This is a genomic window from Microcystis sp. M079S1, from assembly GCF_020246425.1.
Classification (GTDB): Bacteria; Cyanobacteriota; Cyanobacteriia; order Cyanobacteriales; family Microcystaceae; genus Microcystis; species Microcystis aeruginosa.
Genome location: NZ_JADBSZ010000206.1, coordinates 1 through 18,273, shown reverse-complemented (window position 1 = coordinate 18,273; position 18,273 = coordinate 1). Strand labels below are relative to the sequence as shown.

16 protein-coding genes and 1 pseudogene are annotated in these 18,273 nt (G+C 44.6%); 15 read left to right on the top strand and 2 right to left on the bottom strand.

All coding sequences use genetic code 11. From position 1 onward, the window contains the following. Positions 1 to 128: pseudogene (locus tag IM456_RS13625) on the top strand (RNA-guided endonuclease TnpB family protein); the annotation flags it as partial. Positions 129 to 339: 211 nt separating this feature from the next. Continuing rightward, positions 340 to 1,722: an aromatic ring-hydroxylating dioxygenase subunit alpha gene (locus IM456_RS13620; RefSeq protein WP_287693776.1), complete on the top strand. Its 1,383-nt coding sequence runs from the start codon at positions 340 to 342 to the stop codon at positions 1,720 to 1,722. Between the two features lie 22 nt (positions 1,723 to 1,744). Here the strand turns inward: IM456_RS13620 and IM456_RS13615 are convergent, their stop codons facing one another. Then, entirely contained in the window at positions 1,745 to 3,868 is a 2,124-nt protein-coding gene (locus IM456_RS13615) for a serine/threonine-protein kinase (protein ID WP_287693773.1), read from the bottom strand. Positions 3,869 to 4,076: 208 nt separating this feature from the next. Here IM456_RS13615 and IM456_RS13610 point away from each other — a divergent pair, with 208 nt between their 5' ends. Together IM456_RS13610 and IM456_RS13605 are read left to right on the top strand one after the other, a co-directional pair. Next, entirely contained in the window at positions 4,077 to 4,745 is a 669-nt protein-coding gene (locus IM456_RS13610) for a hypothetical protein (protein ID WP_287693771.1), read from the top strand. A gap of 350 nt (positions 4,746 to 5,095) precedes the next feature. Next, positions 5,096 to 6,265 carry an HhoA/HhoB/HtrA family serine endopeptidase gene (locus IM456_RS13605; RefSeq protein ID WP_287693769.1) on the top strand — a complete coding sequence of 390 codons (1,170 nt, stop codon included), beginning with the start codon at positions 5,096 to 5,098 and terminating at the stop codon, positions 6,263 to 6,265. A gap of 68 nt (positions 6,266 to 6,333) precedes the next feature. Here the strand turns inward: IM456_RS13605 and IM456_RS13600 are convergent, their stop codons facing one another. Beyond that, positions 6,334 to 7,197 carry a WYL domain-containing protein gene (locus IM456_RS13600; protein ID WP_287693767.1) on the bottom strand — a complete coding sequence of 288 codons (864 nt, stop codon included), beginning with the start codon at positions 7,195 to 7,197 and terminating at the stop codon, positions 6,334 to 6,336. A gap of 99 nt (positions 7,198 to 7,296) precedes the next feature. Between IM456_RS13600 and cas3 the strand changes: the two genes are divergently transcribed. The 11 genes from cas3 to IM456_RS13545 form a co-directional block, all read left to right on the top strand. After that, positions 7,297 to 9,462 carry a type I-D CRISPR-associated helicase Cas3' gene (gene cas3 / locus IM456_RS13595; protein WP_287693765.1) on the top strand — a complete coding sequence of 722 codons (2,166 nt, stop codon included), beginning with the start codon at positions 7,297 to 7,299 and terminating at the stop codon, positions 9,460 to 9,462. A 32-nt stretch (positions 9,463 to 9,494) separates the two neighbouring features. Beyond that, positions 9,495 to 9,779, top strand: a complete 285-nt coding sequence (locus IM456_RS13590) for a BrnT family toxin (protein WP_272081673.1) — start codon at positions 9,495 to 9,497, stop codon at positions 9,777 to 9,779. Beyond that, positions 9,776 to 10,171: a hypothetical protein gene (locus tag IM456_RS13585; protein WP_272081674.1), complete on the top strand. Its 396-nt coding sequence runs from the start codon at positions 9,776 to 9,778 to the stop codon at positions 10,169 to 10,171. The genes IM456_RS13590 and IM456_RS13585 overlap by 4 nt, the downstream gene beginning before the upstream one ends. Before the next feature lie 862 nt (positions 10,172 to 11,033). Continuing rightward, entirely contained in the window at positions 11,034 to 11,453 is a 420-nt protein-coding gene (gene mntA / locus IM456_RS13580) for a type VII toxin-antitoxin system MntA family adenylyltransferase antitoxin (protein WP_287693762.1), read from the top strand. Between the two features lie 41 nt (positions 11,454 to 11,494). Beyond that, on the top strand, positions 11,495 to 11,893 hold the full coding sequence (gene hepT, locus IM456_RS13575; protein ID WP_002791882.1) for a type VII toxin-antitoxin system HepT family RNase toxin: 399 nt from the start codon (positions 11,495 to 11,497) through the stop codon (positions 11,891 to 11,893). Then, positions 11,886 to 12,344: a type VII toxin-antitoxin system MntA family adenylyltransferase antitoxin gene (gene mntA, locus IM456_RS13570; RefSeq protein ID WP_287693761.1), complete on the top strand. Its 459-nt coding sequence runs from the start codon at positions 11,886 to 11,888 to the stop codon at positions 12,342 to 12,344. Before hepT ends, mntA (IM456_RS13570) begins: the two co-directional genes overlap by 8 nt. Positions 12,345 to 12,347: 3 nt before the next feature. Next, positions 12,348 to 12,572 (top strand): HepT-like ribonuclease domain-containing protein, encoded by a 225-nt coding sequence (locus IM456_RS13565; protein ID WP_103112786.1) that lies wholly within the window; start codon positions 12,348 to 12,350, stop codon positions 12,570 to 12,572. Next, positions 12,565 to 16,011, top strand: a complete 3,447-nt coding sequence (cas10d, locus tag IM456_RS13560; protein ID WP_287693757.1) for a type I-D CRISPR-associated protein Cas10d/Csc3 — start codon at positions 12,565 to 12,567, stop codon at positions 16,009 to 16,011. Before IM456_RS13565 ends, cas10d begins: the two co-directional genes overlap by 8 nt. A 17-nt stretch (positions 16,012 to 16,028) precedes the next feature. After that, positions 16,029 to 17,036, top strand: coding sequence for a type I-D CRISPR-associated protein Cas7/Csc2 (gene cas7d / locus IM456_RS13555; protein WP_287693755.1), 1,008 nt, complete (start codon positions 16,029 to 16,031; stop codon positions 17,034 to 17,036). A 55-nt stretch (positions 17,037 to 17,091) separates the two neighbouring features. Then, positions 17,092 to 17,766: a type I-D CRISPR-associated protein Cas5/Csc1 gene (cas5d, locus tag IM456_RS13550; RefSeq protein ID WP_002755922.1), complete on the top strand. Its 675-nt coding sequence runs from the start codon at positions 17,092 to 17,094 to the stop codon at positions 17,764 to 17,766. 9 nt (positions 17,767 to 17,775) lie between these two features. Next, positions 17,776 to 18,273: Uma2 family endonuclease (locus IM456_RS13545; RefSeq protein ID WP_287693751.1), on the top strand; the 498-nt coding region annotated here is incomplete at its 3' end.

Sequence of the window (18,273 nt, the reverse complement as noted above, 5' to 3'; positions counted from 1 at the left end):
GTAAAAATATTTTGGCCGCAGGGCTTGCGGTGTCAGTCTGTAGAGCGACCATAAGACCAGAACAGAGTAAATCTGTTAAGGCAGGTGCGAAAAATCCTTCGGGAAAGAAGCAGAAACCTAAATCGTGAGGTTTGGGAATCGCCGTCCGTTTTACGGCGGCGAGGATGTCAACTTGATCCTTCTCCCATTCTCGCTTTATCCATGGGAGACTACCCTTTAATTATCACCCCAAAATATAGTGCCAGTGTTTGTTTCCCCAGCAGATACCGGCATCTGTCCCCTTTTGTCGATTAAATTTGTTAGATTTTGGAGGAGAAATGTTAACTTATTTTAAAATTTATGTTGAGCAGCACTGCTACCTATCCCATCGGGGGAACAGATATCGATCGCTTTGATTGTCGTCAAGTTTGGTATCCTATCTACTACGTCAAAGATTTAGACAAAAAGCAGCCCCAACGCTTTACCCTACTAGAAGAGGATTTAGTGATTTGGTGGGACAAAAATCAGCAAGAATGGCGAGTTTTCGAGGATAAATGTCCCCATCGTCTCGCTCCTCTCTCAGAAGGTCGTCTTAACGAAAGCGGACATCTAGAATGTCCCTATCACGGTTGGTCTTTTTCCGGAGGAGGAAACTGTGAATTTATTCCCCAACAACCGGAAAACAGTCAAGCTAACACCTCTCGACGCGCTTGTGTGCGGTCTTTTCCCACGGCTATCCGTCAGGGATTATTATTCGTTTATGCGGGTAATCCCGAAAATGCTCCCCTGACTGCGATTCCAATTATTGAACCCATGGAGGAGGATGCTGATGCTTGGATTTGTTTGGATACCTTTCGAGATCTACCCTACTCGGCCGTCACTTTAATCGAAAATATTATCGATTCTAGTCATGTTCCCTATACCCATCATCTCACCATCGGTAATCGGGCCAATGCCGCTCCTATGGAATTAGAAATTATCGAGTCCAATCGTCAGGGATTTAAGGGTATTTGGCCCGAAGGACCGCGTAAAGGTAAATTAGGTCAGCAATACAGCAATTTTATCGCCCCCGGATTAATTTACCACGATCTCACCTCGGAAAAGTTCGGACGGACTTTAACCGTAGTCTATGCAACTCCCATCCGTCAGGGAGAATGTCGTCTCTTTGCTCGTTTTCCCTTTAAATTTAACTCTAAACTGCCGAAATTCTTCATTAAGCTTACCCCCACTTGGTATTCCCACATCAATCAAAACGCTATTCTTGAAGATGATCAGATTTTTCTCTACTATCAAGAGCGTTATCTGCAAGCTCAGGGGGATAGTCGGAATTTTAGTCAAGCTTGTTATCTCCCTACCAAAGCGGATTTATTAGTGTTTGAGTATCGCAATTGGGTTAATCAATACCAAGCTGATCCTTTTGCTGGTCAACCTTTCCCCCCCCTACAATCAAAAGAGATTCTCCTGGAACGCTATCACTCCCATACCAAAAATTGTGCTGTTTGTCAAGGGGCTTTAAAAAATATTAATCGTCTGCGGGGGTTAACATTAGCGATCGCTATTGTTCTTGGTCTATCTTTACCACTTTTAGCCCTAATTTTCGGTCAATCGGCCCTCCTTCCCGTGACAGTGCTGACAGCATTAACTGTAATTATGGTGGCAGCTTATTGGCGCTTGGGGGAACTGATAAAACAGTTTTATCAAGGACGGGAACTATTGCCGAGAAATACTGGTAAAAAGCGATAAAGCTGCCGAAAAAGAGCAGAAGTTAGGGAACCTGTTCCTCGCTATCCACTTTGGGGGTTTGGTTTTGGGAAGATTGCTGAAGTTCTTGCCAGCGAGTTTCTGCCAGTTGTTTTTGTGTTTGCACTTCTCGGTCATTGGAACGATAACGAAGTGATTCTTGATAAGCTTGAATCGCTCGCTCGTATTGACCGAGTTTAAAGCAACTATTGCCTAAACTTTTCCAGGTTTCGGGGTTATCTTTTTGTCTTTGAATCGCCTGTTGATAGGCGTTTATGGCTTGGGAATAGTCGCCTAAACGATACCAAGCGTTACCGATACCGATAAAAACTTCGGCTTTTTGGGAAGAAATGCGGCGAGCTTTTTCGTAGGATGCGATCGCTTCTTGAAATCTTTCCATTTGATGAAGTAATGCCCCTTGATTTAACCAAGCTTGATAATAATTAGAATTGGCTTTAGTTGCTTGAGTAAATGCCTCCAAAGCTTCTGACTTGCGGCCTAATTTTTGCAGAATAATCCCTTGACTATAGTGAGCTTGGGAAAATTGGGGATTAAATTGTCCGGCTTTGCTATAACTTTCTAAAGCATCATTAATTTTATTTAATTGATACAAACTATTACCTTTTTGATACCAAATTAAGGCATTATCCGATTCGAGCGCTAGAGCCTGATCATAGGCTTTAACTGCCCCTTCATAATCCTCAATATTTTGTAATGACCAGCCTTTTTTATACCATGTTTTGGCATCATTTTGCTGAAAAGTTAACAATTTGTCAAGAGCTTTTTGGGCGGCGGAATATTGTTGCAGTTCTAGATAGATATCGGCTTTACCTTGCCAAGCTTGACTAGCGGCAGGATTAAAAGATAAGACCCGATCAAAACTTTCCAAAGCCTCCTGATTTTTGCCTAATTTATCTAAAGCTTGCCCGCGACCGAGCCAAGCTTGCCAAGCGGAATCTGGGTTAATTTGAATAGCTTTTTCGTAGGTATTTAAAGCTTCCGAGTATCTTTTTAAAGCTAATAAAGCATCAGCTTTTCCTTGCAATGCCTCAAGATAATCGGGATTAATTTTTAAGGCTTGACCATAGGAATTAAGGGCATCAGTATAGCGTTTGAGTTGATAAAAAGTCTGACCTTGTTGATAGTAATCAAGAGAATTACGAGAATTTTGCCAATAGTTAAAACCCAGATAAGCACCTGCTATTAAGCCAATTGTCCCAGAGACAACCAGGATTTTTGTTAGCCAAGATTTCCCTGGACGAGCAATCGGACTTTGAGGTTTCACCGACTGGGTAGTTTTCGGATCGAGATGATGAATTTTCCCTAATTTTCTCAGATCGATTAATGCTTCACTGACACTGGTATAACGCTGACGAAAATCATAGCGGATCATGCGCTCGATAACATAACTAAACTCGGCGCTAGTCATGGCCAAATGTTGCCAGAGAATTTCCCCCGTGCGAGCATCCAGTGGAATATCTTCGGGCTCTTTACCGGTTAAAGCTTGTAATCCAATAATACCAGTGGCATAGATATCGCTACTAAAACGCGGATAACCTTGGGCCTGTTCACTGGGGAAATAACCAGGGGTACCAATAGCGATGGTAGAAACGGTTTTACCTTCTTTAACCACTTGAGTGCTAATTTGTTTGACAGCACCAAAATCAATTAAAACCAATTGATGATCTTGGCTGCGACGAATAAGATTAAAGGGATTAACATCGCGATGGATCACCTGTTTGTGATGGACAAATTCGAGAATTGAGAGAATTTCTGTTAATAAAGCCACCACTTTCCCTTCATCTTGCCTATAGACACCGGCAATAATTTCTCTGGCTAAATCTTCCCCTTCAATGTATTCTTGCACGAGGAAAAATTGCCCATTTTCCTCAAAATAAGCAAATAAACGGGGAATATGGCGATGAATGCCCAATTCTTGCAGGATTTTCGCCTCGGTTTCAAAGAGTCGTCTAGCGATGGCTACAGTTTCGGCATCCTGGCACTGGGGTTTAAATTGTTTGATCACACAGCGATTTTGATTGGGTAACTGGCGATCGCAGGCCAAGAAAGTTTGTCCGAATCCCCCTTTTCCCAATTGACGGATAATTTGGTAGCGATGACTAAGGATTTTTCCGGCAGCGAGTTCCATAGACGATGGCAATCCGAGGTTTTTTACTATTCTAGGCTTTTCGGCTCTCTTTTGCGGTCGCTGGACAAAATGCGGAAACTTTCCCATTCTACTTTTTTCCCTATAGAGAGAGAAAAAATTCCCTGTTGAGGGGACTGACATGACAGACAGAAAAAAATAATCTAGAAACAGAGAAAGTTCACCGTTGTTTTTTGAGAGGATAACCGCTATGTCTATCAATCCTGTTACTAGAGCCAGCACAGCTTTACTGATTACCCTGCTCATGGGGTCGATGTCCGGTACTTTTCCCGTCCTCGCTCAAAGTAATATTAATCGGCCACGTCTCATCGCTCAACAAATCTCGATTCCGGCGGGAACAGTTATCCCTTTGAATTACGAGAAAGCCGATAAAATTTTAGTTTCTAAAAGTGATGTTATTCCTCTGACTTTAACCGTAGCCAGAGATATTCGTAACCGGAATGGGATTGTGGTGATTGCAGCGGGAAGTGAAGTTAAGGGTACTTTAGAAGCGGCGGGCCGAGGTGTGCGCTTTATTGCCGATGAAATTCGCCTCGATGGGGGCAATCGCACTATTCCCCTCAATGCCACTTCGCGATTAATTACTACCACTGAAACCCTGCGTAAAGGGGCAAAAACTCAAGATATCTTAGGGGGAACCCTCGCCGGTGCGGGAGCAGCCACAGCGATCGCTGCTCTCACGGGCGATCGCAAGATCGAAGTTCTCGATGTCTTAGCGGGGGCAGCCGTGGGAACCCTTGCGGGATGGGGTTTACCGACGGCGGGAATTGTCGGTGGTAGTTCCGCACAGTTATACTCTGTTAACCCCGATCGAGATTTAAATATTACCCTGCAATCGCCCCTAGTGATCAGAGATTAGTTAGGGTCTGCTGGCGGACTTGGTGTCAACTCATTGGTTTAAGCTGCCCGCGCCTTTAAATTGCTTGTTGAGACGAGACAAGAGATAAGAGACAAGACCCCCCAACCCTAGGGTTGGGTAGGGTTGATTCATGAATCAACCCTACCCCCCCAACCCCCACCCCCCCTGCCCCCCCGACATCGGGGGGGTCGGGGGGCAAGGGGCGGCAAGGGGGGGGCAGCTAATCTAAGGATAGGCGGTTAAGATGCGTCTTAGTTTAATTGGAATGGTCGATTTGTTAGATTTTTAATAGTCGGTCTGTCAACCGATCGACAAAAACAGTTAAAACATCAGAATTCAGAGATCAAACTATGAAACTTCCTACAGGGTTACGGCGAACTATTACCCACGCTTTGGCAACTTTTCTGGGAGTTATGCTCGGTTTTAGCAGTTTAGCGGCGGTAAATGCTCAAAATCTGCCCACTGCTGCCGCAGATCTGGCCAGAATTCCCCCGGAGATGACCGCGGAAAGTTTTGTCGCTAAGGCAGTGGCGCGCACGGGTGCGGCAGTGGTGCGAATTGACACCGAAGCGATCATTACTCGTCCCAATAGCCCCTTTTTTGATGATCCTTTTTTTCAGGAGTTTTTTGGGGAACAGTTTCGTCTTCCCACCCAGCAGCGAGTTGCTGGCCAGGGATCGGGTTTTATTATCGATGGCAGTGGTTTAATCTTAACTAATGCCCATGTGGTCGATAATGCCGATAAGGTAACGGTAACTTTAAAAGATGGTCGTAGCTTCAAAGGAGAAGTGCGCGGTACTGATGAGATCACTGATTTAGCCGTGGTGAAAATTAATCCCCAAGGGGAAAATTTACCTGTAGCCGTCCTCGGCAATTCCTCATCCATACAAGTGGGGGACTGGGCGATCGCAGTAGGCAATCCCGTCGGTCTAGATAATACGGTAACTTTAGGAATTATTAGCACGATCGGGCGCTCGGCGGCTAAGGCGGGTGTTCCCGATAAACGCATTGATTTTATCCAAACCGATGCCGCTATTAACCCGGGTAATTCCGGCGGTCCTTTACTCAACGCCCAAGGGGAAGTCATCGGCATCAATACGGCGATTCGTGCCGATGCCATGGGCATCGGTTTTGCCATTCCCATCGACCGGGCCAAGCAGTTACAAGCAACCCTAGAAGCAGGTCAAAAGGTGGCCCATCCCTATATCGGTGTGCAGATGGTTAATCTAACTCCCGATTTAGCCCGGGCTAATAATCAAAACCCCAATTCTCCCATGATCGTCCCGGAAGTGTCGGGAATTTTGGTGGTGAAAGTCCTACCCAATACCCCCGCCGAAAAAGCCGGGATCCGTCGCGGGGATGTGATTGTTAAAGCTAATAATCAACCGGTTAGCGATGGCGCTGAGTTACAGGAAATGGTGGAAAAAACCGGGATCGGTCAATCTTTACCCCTAAGAATCAGAAGGGGGGAAAGGGCGATCGATCTCACCGTAATCACCGCCCAAATGTCAAATCAGTAATCGGCAGTCAGTGATCAGTTATCAGATGTGAGTTTTCATGCCTTGATTGAGCAGCGACGAAAATCTTTTCAGGACTCGTAGCGCCGATAAAGCCGCTGCAACTTGTCATAGAAACGCTTGCGGACTTTTTCCGGGGAGATCAGCAAGCAATCTTCTCCGTAGGGAAGAATCTCGCGGAAAAACCAGAAGCTACTCGTTACCTGTCGGGTAATCTGCCGGACGAGGGGATCGTTCGAGATCAATTCGTTGGCGATATCGATAGCGGTTTTAGTCCGGTACGATCGAGCTAATCCATCGAATAGCTGAAACTCGGCTGACACACTATCAAGCTGATTGCGCCATTTGCCCCTAGGGATTGGGGTAATTAAGGAATCGTTGGGGATTCGATCGAGCCGTAAACTCCAATTATGGTGTAGTTCGGAAATATCTTGATTTCCCTCGGTTTCCTCGCACCAACAATCGAGATATAAGCGATCCTCGTGACGATTGATAGCGGCATGGTAAAGATGGAATTGCCAGATTCGATCGCCGGCATCCTGATAGGATAACTGAAACGGTTGTTGTCGGAGAATGCAGCGATCGAGTTCCAGTCGCCATGGTGGGGGAGGATTATCGAGGCGGCGTTCTAGCTCTTTCCGTAAGGGTCCCGACAGTTCGCTCCGCTCTAATAGTAGTTTAGTTAGTTCTAGGGCGATGGGGATTTGTCCGGCATCGATGAGAAAATCGATCGCCTGTTGGAGCATCTGCAAGCGATCGGGCTTCCAGTCGTGATTAGGAGCGATTTTAAGCTTATTACGGGCAATTTCTTTGATTAACTTCGATATATTCGGTTTATCTCCCCAAAATAGCCCGAATTCACTGGCAAGGATTTCTAGGGCCTGTTTTTCTTTTTCACTGACCGATAAAGTGATTGATTGTCCTATCCGGCTCATAGTTTATAAATATACGGACACTTTTTCTGTTAAGGTACTTGTCCATCCCTATTATCGTGGTTAGTATGGAAGATAGCAAGGAATTACGGACAGAAATTCATGGTAAATTATCAAGTAACGCTCAAGCCGGTCTATTCCTGTCCCGCGGACGAGATACCAGACGGGATCAAGGTTCCGCAAGGATGGCGGTTATCGTGGCATCAGGTGGAGACGTGGAAAGCACTCAACGATCCCGATGTCGATGTGATTTTCAATACGGCCATGACGGGGGACGGGAAAAGTCTAGCGGCCTACCTGCGAACTTTGCAAGGATATTTCCCGATTATGGGACTCTACCCAACCAACGAACTAGCGCGGGATCAGCGGGGTCAGATCGAGGCATATATTCAACGATTTCAACCAACGGATCAACCCCGGGTCAATCTTTTAACCGGGCCCGAGTTGGAATTGTACGCCGAACGGGATGGGAAAACGAAAGCGATCGCTCTAGAGACTCGATCGAAACAGTCGGAAATTCTCTTAACTAACCCCGATATTTTCCATTATCTGCATCGGGGGGCCTATTTAACCCCCTACGATAACCCCGATCAGCTATGGAACCGGATCGATAAACATTTCGATCTCTTCCTATTCGATGAATTTCACGTTTTCGGCACGCCACAGGTCGCCAGTATTATCAATACCATGCTTCTAATCCGACGGGCCAATCGTGGGAAACGATACCTGTTTTTGTCCGCAACTCCCGACGAGGGTTTACTAAAACGATTGGATAAAGCGGGGTTTCGCTATCGATCGATCGACCCAGTAAGAGAAGGAAAATACCAGTTTCCCGATACCCCAGAAGAGGCCAATTCCCTCGCTCAACAGGGATGGCGACAAGTAACCTCGGAAATCGAGCTATCTTTTATTCCTTTACCGTCGAGTTTTCAAACTTCGGAAAATTGGTTGAAAGAAAATAAAGAGCGAATTTTAGACTATTTTAAGCGATACCCCGGCAGCAAGGGCGCGATTATTCTCAATTCGATCGCTTCGGTTAAACGTCTGCTGCCGATTTTCCGAGAATTATTGGCGACTATCGGTTTAACAGTGGGGGAAAATACGGGTCTTTCGGGAACGCGGGAGAAGTTGGCATCGTTAAATCGTGATCTGGTGATCGGAACGAGTACCATCGATGTGGGGGTGGACTTCAAGATTAATTTTCTCATTTTCGAGTCGTCGGATGCGGGAAATTTTATTCAACGTTTCGGCCGTTTAGGCCGTCACAGCGGCTACGATCGAAAGGGAACGGCGGTAAAATTTGCTAACTTCACAGCGATCGCTCTGGTTCCGAAATTTTTCCTAGAACGGTTATTCGAGAAGAAAGACGCACCGTTACAAGTCGGGGAACGGTATGACCGAATTCAGCTACAGGAGGCCATCAAGAGTAACTACCGTCATATCAATAATTTCGAGGGTTATTACCAACGTTGGGGAGCGGTACAATCATTTCAACTCTGGTGGAATTTAGGGAGTCCGAAGATCAAATCCCAATACGGGGAAAGTCGCCAGAAGTTTCAACAGGAATGCGAGGAGGTTTTCGATACCAGTTTAAAACGGGTCGCCGGTCGGGTGAAAGGATGGGCCGACGAATGGAAGGAGTTATCGGGGAAAAGCGGTAATCCGATTTTCGAGGATGCGTCTAGTTTTCGCGGGTCGAGTCCGTTACTATGCGGGTTATACGATTCGACGGAACTGGAGGAATGCGATCGCTTTAAAACCTACGATTTACCCAGTATTCTCGGTAATCTAGAGGTGGAGGTGTGGAGAAAAGGCGAGTTTAAGCGCCAGATCGAGGCCACGAAAACACCGATCGCGCGCAGACGTTTCGATTATTGTCTCGCGTTTCTGAATTTAAAGGGATATCGAGAGGAACGGTTAAACTGGCGCTTTACCTACGACGGCGATTTAGGCGAGATTGCCTCCGCGTGGAAAGTACAGGTTTTGACGGGAATCGGTGTTTGGCAACCGGATAATCCTTGGCTCGATCGAATTAGTCGGGAGTTACGGGATCAGGCTCTGGTTAGCTTCGTTCTTGCCTATCCCGTTGCCGCAGTTCGCCAACGCTTACAATTACCGATGCACTTCGGTATTTATCCGATTAGTGACGAGAGTAGTATTCATTTTCCCCTGTCACCCTATTCTATAGCGATCGGTCAATCGGCTTTGTTGTTGGATACTCTCGCTCATCGGTTCAAAGGTCAAGGGGGTGAGGTGTGGATCTGTTGACACGGAACAATTGAGTGTTTTAGCTTCAAAGGATGAAAAGAGTAAGATGGAATCAAGAAAAAAACGAGCAGTTACAACGAGAGCGGTATCTATCTTTCGAGATGGTAGAGGAAGCTATCTATCGAGGAGAGGTATTGGACGATAAAGTTCATCCCAATCGAGCGCGTTACCCGAATCAAAGAATTCTCATTGTCAAGCTGAATGATTATGCCTACGAAGTTCCTTACGTCGTCAACGAATCGGAAATTTTTCTAAAAACGATCATTCCATCTCGAAAAGCTACGAAAAAGTACCTTAAAAAAGGTGATTCAACATGAAAACCAACGATACAAGCTCTTTTGATGCTTCACTCGATCCAGCTACCTTACACGCTCGGAGAACCGATATCAGTAACCTCGATCCGGAGGAACGAGAGCTACTAGAATCTTACGAGCGAGGGGAGTGGGTTTCGGATTTTAGCCCGGAACGATTGCAAGAGTTACAATCATATGTTCGAGAAACGTGGAAGTTACGCGACCAAGAAGAAGGCACACTTCAAAAACTGCTCGCTATTCTTAGTGACGGTCAGTGGCACTCTGCGGATGAACTAGCTTCTAAAGTAGGCTCCCGCTTTGGTCAGACAATTTTCGAGATGCGCCGAAAGGGATATTCAATAGAAAAACAAGAGATCGCTCGCGAGCGATTTGAATATAGAATAGCTTCGACCTAAAAGCGATATTTCAAGTACAAATCGCTTAAGGCAACGTTTTTAGGCGATCCCTAATAGGGATTAAAGCTTGCTCTGAATGAAAAAGCTTACGGCAGTAAGTTTAGACTTATTCATTTCAATCCCTGATAGGGATTCGGGATGGAGAACTAGAGCGGCTTTTCAGTGATTCCCGATCCTTATGATACCGGTCTCCCGTTGAATAAGTCTACGCTTAGTGATCGTTGAATAGGTCTACAACTTATTTCCTAAAAAATTGATCGCTGTGCTATCGCGCTCGCTAAACTTAAGATGTTGAATTCGCTGATACAAAGGAGGTGATCATGTTGAAGCGCGCGACTAACCTTCAAAAACTGCTGGCAGTCCTCGCGGACGGTCGATGGCACCCCGCGGACGAACTTGCGTTTAAAGTGAGTTTTCGTTTCGGGCATACCGTTTTCGTGGCTCGCCGGAAAGGTTATTCTATCGAGATCCGAAAGATAGCTCACAACACATTCGAGTACAGGCTGACCTCAGCCTAGCAGACGCGATAACCGAGGCGATTATCCCTCTAGTCGTGATAATCTCTCGACCCGCTCCTTGCAAGAGTAGGGAAGCATCCTCACTAAGTAGCTTGCGACATTAAGTTTAGGCGTATGTACTCTCAAACCCCCAAAGATAAATCTATGGCTGGTTTAGCGACTGACGGGAACCTTGAATAATCGTCTTATCGTAAGGCAAGCACGGCTTCAAGCTTCGTTCAAACGAACTTGCCTTCTTTAAGAATTATATTTTTCAAGGTTCCCCTGCCCCGAACTCCTGTGATTGCAGTTACGGAAAACCTCGCTTCCCTCTCTTTTCTCAATAAACATAGGTAAGAAAAGATATGACTGACCTAGCGGATAAAATCACACCGCTCGCCGAACAGCTACCGAATTTACAAATGTTAATTCTCTTCGGTTCTAGAGCGCGTGGAGAGCATAGACCTGATAGCGATTGGGATTTCGCTGTTTTATACGAGGAAAGAAGCGCTCAAAAGGATATTTCGAGTCTATTGAAAATTTATACACTACTCGAACAAGCTTTAGAGATTCCCGAAGACAAAATTGATGTGATTGATTTAAAAGAATGTTCGCCGATCCTCGCTCATTATGTCGCGCGGGATGGTCAACTTCTATACGAACGGGAAACGGGACTATTCGAGGGATTTAAAGAAAAATTTCTCATGAATCCTGAAGAATCGAAAGCGTTATACCGTCAATTACGGAATAATCTAGAGATTTCTCTACGAGAAAAAGGAGTGTAAATGCTATTCAACCTCTGATTGCGATAGACGAATTAAACCTCATGAATCAATACCTCGCCGAACTTAGCGAGTACGGTTCGATCACCTTAGAGGATTATCGTACATTAAGAGAACGTCAATTAGCCATAGAAAGGTTAATTCAGCTTATCGTTCAAACTGGCATCGATATCAATTACCAGATTTTAAAATGTTTAGATATCGAGTCTCCGAATAATGCTCGCGACGCATTATTTCAAATCGTAGAACTGGGAATTTTAGAAGAACACCTAGCCGTTCAACTGGCCGAGTCTATTAAATTAAGAAACTTACTCGTACACCTATACAAGAAAATTGATCCCGATATCGTTCATTCCTCGATCGCTAATATTTTACGAGATTATCCCCGCTACCAACGCTCGATCGTTCAATATCTAGATTCCTTGGAGGCAGAAAATGGTTAAAAATACGAAAGAATTAAAAATTATCGATACAGTCAATAGAATAACCACGACTGTGGAAAAACTACCGAATTTAAAACTATTAATTCTCTTCGGTTCTAGAGCGCGCGGAGAGCATAGACCTGATAGCGATTGGGATTTGGCAATTTCACACGATGAAACAAACAGACAAACACATATTAAGGAAATCAGTAATGATTACTTAACTTCTCTCTCTATCTTGAGTGAATTGTTTGAGATAAACCGTGATTTGATCGATCTAATTGAACTCGATCGCTGTTCTCCATTAATGAAGTATCAAGTCGCACGAGATGGAAAACTTATCTATGAAAAAAATACGGGAGACTTTTTAAAATTTCGTGTACGCGCTTGGAAAGAGTACGCCGATACCGCTAAATTCCGAAAGATTCAAAAAGACAGTATCGATCTTTGGCTCAAACAATGGGGAGTTTAAACGATGGAAAGGGAGATAGTCACCGTTAGAATTCGTTTGATGATCAAATATCTTAATCGATTACGGGGGGCGAAATCATCAGGAATGCGAAATCGTTTAGTGCATCAATACGAGGCGATCGATAATGAACTTGTTTTTAAGGCGATTCCGATCGCTTTATCTCAATTTCCGCTTTATCTCAAACAAATTACCGACTATTTAGACTCTCTAGAGGTGAAAGATGCCTAAAAAACAAAAAAAATTAGAGGAAACGGGACAGTTAAATCTATTCGATAACACTACAAAAATTGAAGATAAAGATCTGGATTTTGAGTTCGAGGATATTGATTTAGAATCTCTTTCTGGCGAAGATTTAGGAATTAGCGAATCGGTAAGCGATCGCCGAGTCGAAACTGTTCGCCAACTGCTAACCCTAAAACTCCTACGGGAGGCGATTCGAGCCGAAAACCCCGACGATCGAGTTATGGCAGATTTTGCCGAAATGGTATTACCCAATTTACTCCGATTAGCGATCGGTGTCACGGCAAAAGGAGGAAATTTCTTCGAGGAAATCGATCGCCGTCGGGAATTAGCGGGAAAAAGCAAAGTTCGACGGGATAACGCGGGCGATCAATCTCTCAATACTCATTTACTTAATGGATTATTTCCCGCCAATCTCATCGAAAAACGACTAGAAAAACTCAATACTACCGTTCGACGGGTAGTAAAGGAATGCGAGCGCAGGTTGGCGATCGCTGGGTTTATTCTCCACGATTTCGAGAAATTCCGCTACTCGCTTTTTCCCGGGATGCCGGCGAAATATATCGAGATTAACGAGGACTTCGATCGAGATATCCGCAAACTATCACGAGAGGAACATCGAGAGATTTTTCAAGTATTGGTTCCCGAATTAGGATTAGATCGCTTTTTATTTTCCGATCAACCAGAAAAATGGACTGAATATCTTGATGATTTGATATATATCGCTAAAAATGCCCAGCGTCGGAATGATACCGATCGAAATACCTCGGAAGATGGGTTAAATACTCGCTTAAACAATAGCGCTCTCGAAAGTTTAACCGATCTTGCCTGTCTAGCCGATCGCTTGGCTTCCATTATTAAACACCCCCACGATGCGGAAAAAGCCTCGTTACAAGACCTTTTATACAGCCTCAGCGATGGGGAACTAAAATTCACTTACCACAGCATCGCCGAAAACCGCGGGGTACTGACGAACGTACTTAATAACGCGGTGATGGAAGCACATCAAGAACTAGACTATCAGCCTTTACTTTACTTGCCTACGGGAGTTGTCTATATCGCCCCCAAAAACGCGCCAGAAGTGTCCCTAGAAACCTTACCGAATCGAGTGGTGGACACGATTAAATCCCTCTGTAGCGGCGAATTACAGCGTAAACAAACGGGATTCGGCCGAGATGGCAAGGGGATGAAATACGCAGATTACTACAGCCAATTTTTCGACGATCCTGGGTTAATGCGCGCTGCCCTCAACGCCACCCTTCGCATCCTCGGTGATAATAAAGCGTCCGTGGCCGGAAGTCGCGGCGAAAACCTGATTAAATTTCAACAACAGGGCGTTTTACCGACGGATTACGATTTTCATTGTGAAGATGATATCCGCATCGATCGCCTAGCGGAATTCGGGGACGTGGTGACGCGGAAAATCTGGGGCGATCGCCTGGAAAAAATCGAACAGGCGCGAAAATTGCAGAAAAACTTACCCGCACCGCCGGATTTAGATTTAATTAGCGAGATCGCACATTATTGGAATCTAGAAAATTATCTGCCACAAATTCGAGCGATCAAGCGTATTAATGAATCGTTAAAAGAACTCAAACTGAAAGGCAATACGGGAGGGGTTCCCTACGAATGGTATTATCTAGCGGCGCAATACCTGAAACAGCATCCCGGAATCGAGGATATTAGACCGGTTGCAGAAGATTTAATCGCTTTTCTCGCCGCAAAAATCGCCGCCATAGTTGCGGGATATAACTTACCCGATGGTTGGGAGGATTTGCGAGAGTGGGTTAATCAAGTGGTGCAGTTACCCGGTCGGGAATTGGCCCACTCGATCGAAATCTTCCAGAAAGAATTAAACCACTACAACGCCGCTAAAAAACAAGGTCGCGGCCGTCAACTTCTCTGTTCGATCTCCCATTCTCCCTATAGTGTCAGCGAACAGATGGAATCGGCGGTTCTTTTCACTCCCCAAGTCTATACTAATAAACAAATGCTGGCAGGCTCGAACGCCAAACGAAATATTTCCAGTATCGCGGGAACGGAAATGATGTTGCGTCAGATTCTTATGAATCAAACCCAAGCGGTAGGAAAACGTTTCGAGGAGGGCAAATATCGCTATCTGTACTTTTACCCGACCTATTATTTTACTCCCGAAACCAATAGTTTTTTACAAAAAGCCTACGCTAACATCGCTCAAACTCGTTTTGATAGCTCGATAAAGTTGCACTTTGTCGATAAGGATCTAGTCGCTAACTTCGATCGAACCCGTTATCAGAGTGTTGATAGTTTCCTGATCGATGAAAAATTAAGGCAGAAAAAGGAAACAATTAACGAGGAGGAAGATGGCAAAAAAGACCGCACTTTTAAACTATCCTATCCCGAAGATAAACCCCTAACCTTTTATTTTATGGCCCTACCTCCGGGCCGCGATCCCACCGATACGGAATCCTGGGTTATGCCGGCATGGTTAGGATTAGCTTTCCCGATGATTTTAGATGTCAAAACGGTGGTTTCTGAGTCTCCTATTCCTCCCTATCGCGACGGTGCGGAATTTGAAGAGACGGTATTTCTCGACAGTGCGCCCCAAGCGATCCGGTCCTTAACCCGATGCGATCGATTCCGTCTCGATCGAGTCTTGAACCCATGGCAAGATAATGACGGAAAAAAATATTCCGCCCCCTTAAATACCCTAACCGCAGCCTATTCTATTCATTTAGACGTGAACTCGAAGCAGGGTAAGACGGGTTATGACCCCAATTGGGGAAAATTAACGGAACTCGCTATCAATTTAGAAACCAGTCCTCTCTATGTTTTTCATTACCTTAAACAGTGGAAACGGGGCAAAGATGCCGATATACCGAGCGCTAATCGAATCGCTCTGTATCTCTACGATTTTTATCCTTGTTTCGATCCTTACGTTACAGAAGTTCACCGTTCTAATTTCACAATTAATATGGAAGAGCAATCCCCGTTAAATCACCCGAAAAAGTTAACCGAATTGTATCGTCAATTCTATCGAGCTAATAAACGATATAACCCGAAAGCGAACGCAGTTTTAAAACCGATCGATGTGGCCGCCGATACGATTCTCAAAGGAGGAATATATCAGGGAGAAGCCCTAGTTTCTGTAGTAGCGGCGGAAGTGGCCAGCTTAATGAATCGGGTTCATGCTTCTACAGCAGAAGGTCGCTGGATTTTATCCGATCGAGAACAGGAAAGACAGAAAATATTGTCTTTTGCTCGTTATTTTGTGATCGATGTGTTCGAGGGTTCTTTTAAGGGCGATCGAGCGCGTCTAGCTGGCAGACAATTAAACCTTATTCGCGATACCTGCGAATTTCTTTACCGTCTCGAACAGGACAGAGAAAATCAAGAGTTAAAAGCCCAGGGTCAAACTGTGGATGAAGATTCTGAAAACAATAATTAATTCAAGGAGTACCTACCATGTCTTTACTGAAAACCCTCGATTCTAAATTCTTTCATAGCGAGATTCCCTACAAACCGATGGGAAAATACGTTCACTTTTTGACGATTCGAGTCACAGAATCTTATCCTTTATTTCAAACAGATGGAGAGCTAAATAAAGCTCGTGTTCGTGCGGGAATTGATAGCAAAAAAACGATTAGTCGTTTATCGATGTTTAAACGGAAACAGTCAACTCCAGAACGTTTAGTCGGTCGAGAATTACTCAGAAACTACAAATTAATTACCGCCGAAGAATGTGAGTATAATGTAAAATTTGCCATGAATAACCCCGACTGTATTATTTATGGTTTTGCTATCGGTGATTCGGGTTCAGAAAAATCGAAAGTAGTAGTAGATACGGCTTTTTCGATCACACCCTTTGATGAATCCCATGAAAGTTTTACTTTAAACGCTCCCTACGAGAATGGTACTATGGCATCTAAGGGAGAAAATAACACAAAAGTAGGAGAAGTGACTAGCCGAATTAACCAACAAGATCACATTCGTCCGCAGGTGTTTTTCCCTAGTATTGTCACCCTAAAAGATCCGACAGAAGCAAGTTTTCTCTATGTTTTTAATAACATCCTGCGTACCCGTCACTACGGCGCGCAAACTACCCGGACGGGACGGGTAAGAAATGAGCTTATCGGTGTTATTTTTGCCGATGGGGAAATTGTTAGTAATTTGCGCTGGACACAGGCAATATATGATCGCCTTCCCGATGAAGTATTACACTCGATCGATCCCTTAGACGAGGATTTAGTTATGGAAAAAGCCACCGAAGCAATACAAGCATTAATGGCGGAAGAATTTATCGTTCATACCGATTTTATCGGGGAAAATTTTCAACCTTTATTAACTGAGGTGAAAACTCTCACGGGTACGGAAGCAGGAATTTTATCGATCTTAAACCAAGCGGATAAAGAAGCGAAAGACTACGCTAAGAAACATATCGCCGAGAAAAAACCAGCCGCTCAAAAACCGTAAATTTCAGTAGGGTGAGTAATTTCTCACCCTAGATCCTCGCAATTTTTAAAGAGTTATGGTACATATTTATTCCTGTCAATTAGAACTGCACGATAGTCTTTATTACGCAACCCGTGAAATCGGCAGACTCTACGAAAGCGAACCCGTAATTCATAATTACGCGCTCTGTTATGCTTTGGGATTGGTAAATAGCGATAGTTATCGTTACTTCTGTTCCGAACAGATTCCCCAGTACCAAGAACATTTAAATCCTCTTAACGAAGAGAAAATTTATGTCACTCCCGCACGGGCGATCGCTCATACGGCGGTTCTCAATACTTGGAAATATGCCAATAATAACTATCATGTGGAGATGGAAAAAACCCAGAAAAATATTCCCAGTTTTGGCAGGGCAAAAGAAATCGCTCCCGAAAGTGTTTTTGAATGTTTTATCATTTCCCATCACCCCCTACAACTTCCTAAATGGATTCGTTTGGGAAAATGGATGAGTAAAGCGGAAGTAAAACTGACAGAACTTTCCCTATCAAAACAAAAAGAGGATTTATTTATCTATCCCTATCCTTTAAATCCTCTCGATGTTATGTTTACCCATCAGGTGATTGGCTACGACGTGATTAATATGCCTCCCGTTAGTTTAATCCGTAATGTACGAATGCGCGGAGAATATTACCAAATAAGCGATCGTCCCGATCTGAAAATTCCCGCTCGATTGTCCTATCACTTCGGTTGAAAATTGACCATGACTCTTATCTCTCCTAAACCCCTCACTTTACCGGAATTTCTCTCCCTAACCGATCCCGATGGTGATATTACCTATGAATTAGTCGATGGAGAAGCGATCCCAAAAATGTCACCGAAATTCTTTCATTCTCGTTTAACTGGTGCTTTATTTCTCGTACTCGATCGCTGGAATCAAGGACGGGGAGAAGTGGGAATCGAATGGGCGATCATTCTCAGCAAAAACGATCGAGATTGGTGTCCCGTTCCCGATCTTCTCTACATTTCCCCCGAAAGGTTAGGAGATATTCCCCTCACCGATGAAGCTTGTCCCGTTCCCCCGGAATTAGTCATCGAAATTATCTCTCCGGAACAATCTTTCAGCAGCCTGAGCGAAAAAGCCGTGGACTACCTAAAAGCGGGAGTCAGTCGCGTCTGGATCGTCGATCCCCGGGCCAAGCAGATCACGATTTTCTATCCCGATGCACCCCCGGCGATTAAAAAAGGCGATGACGAAATT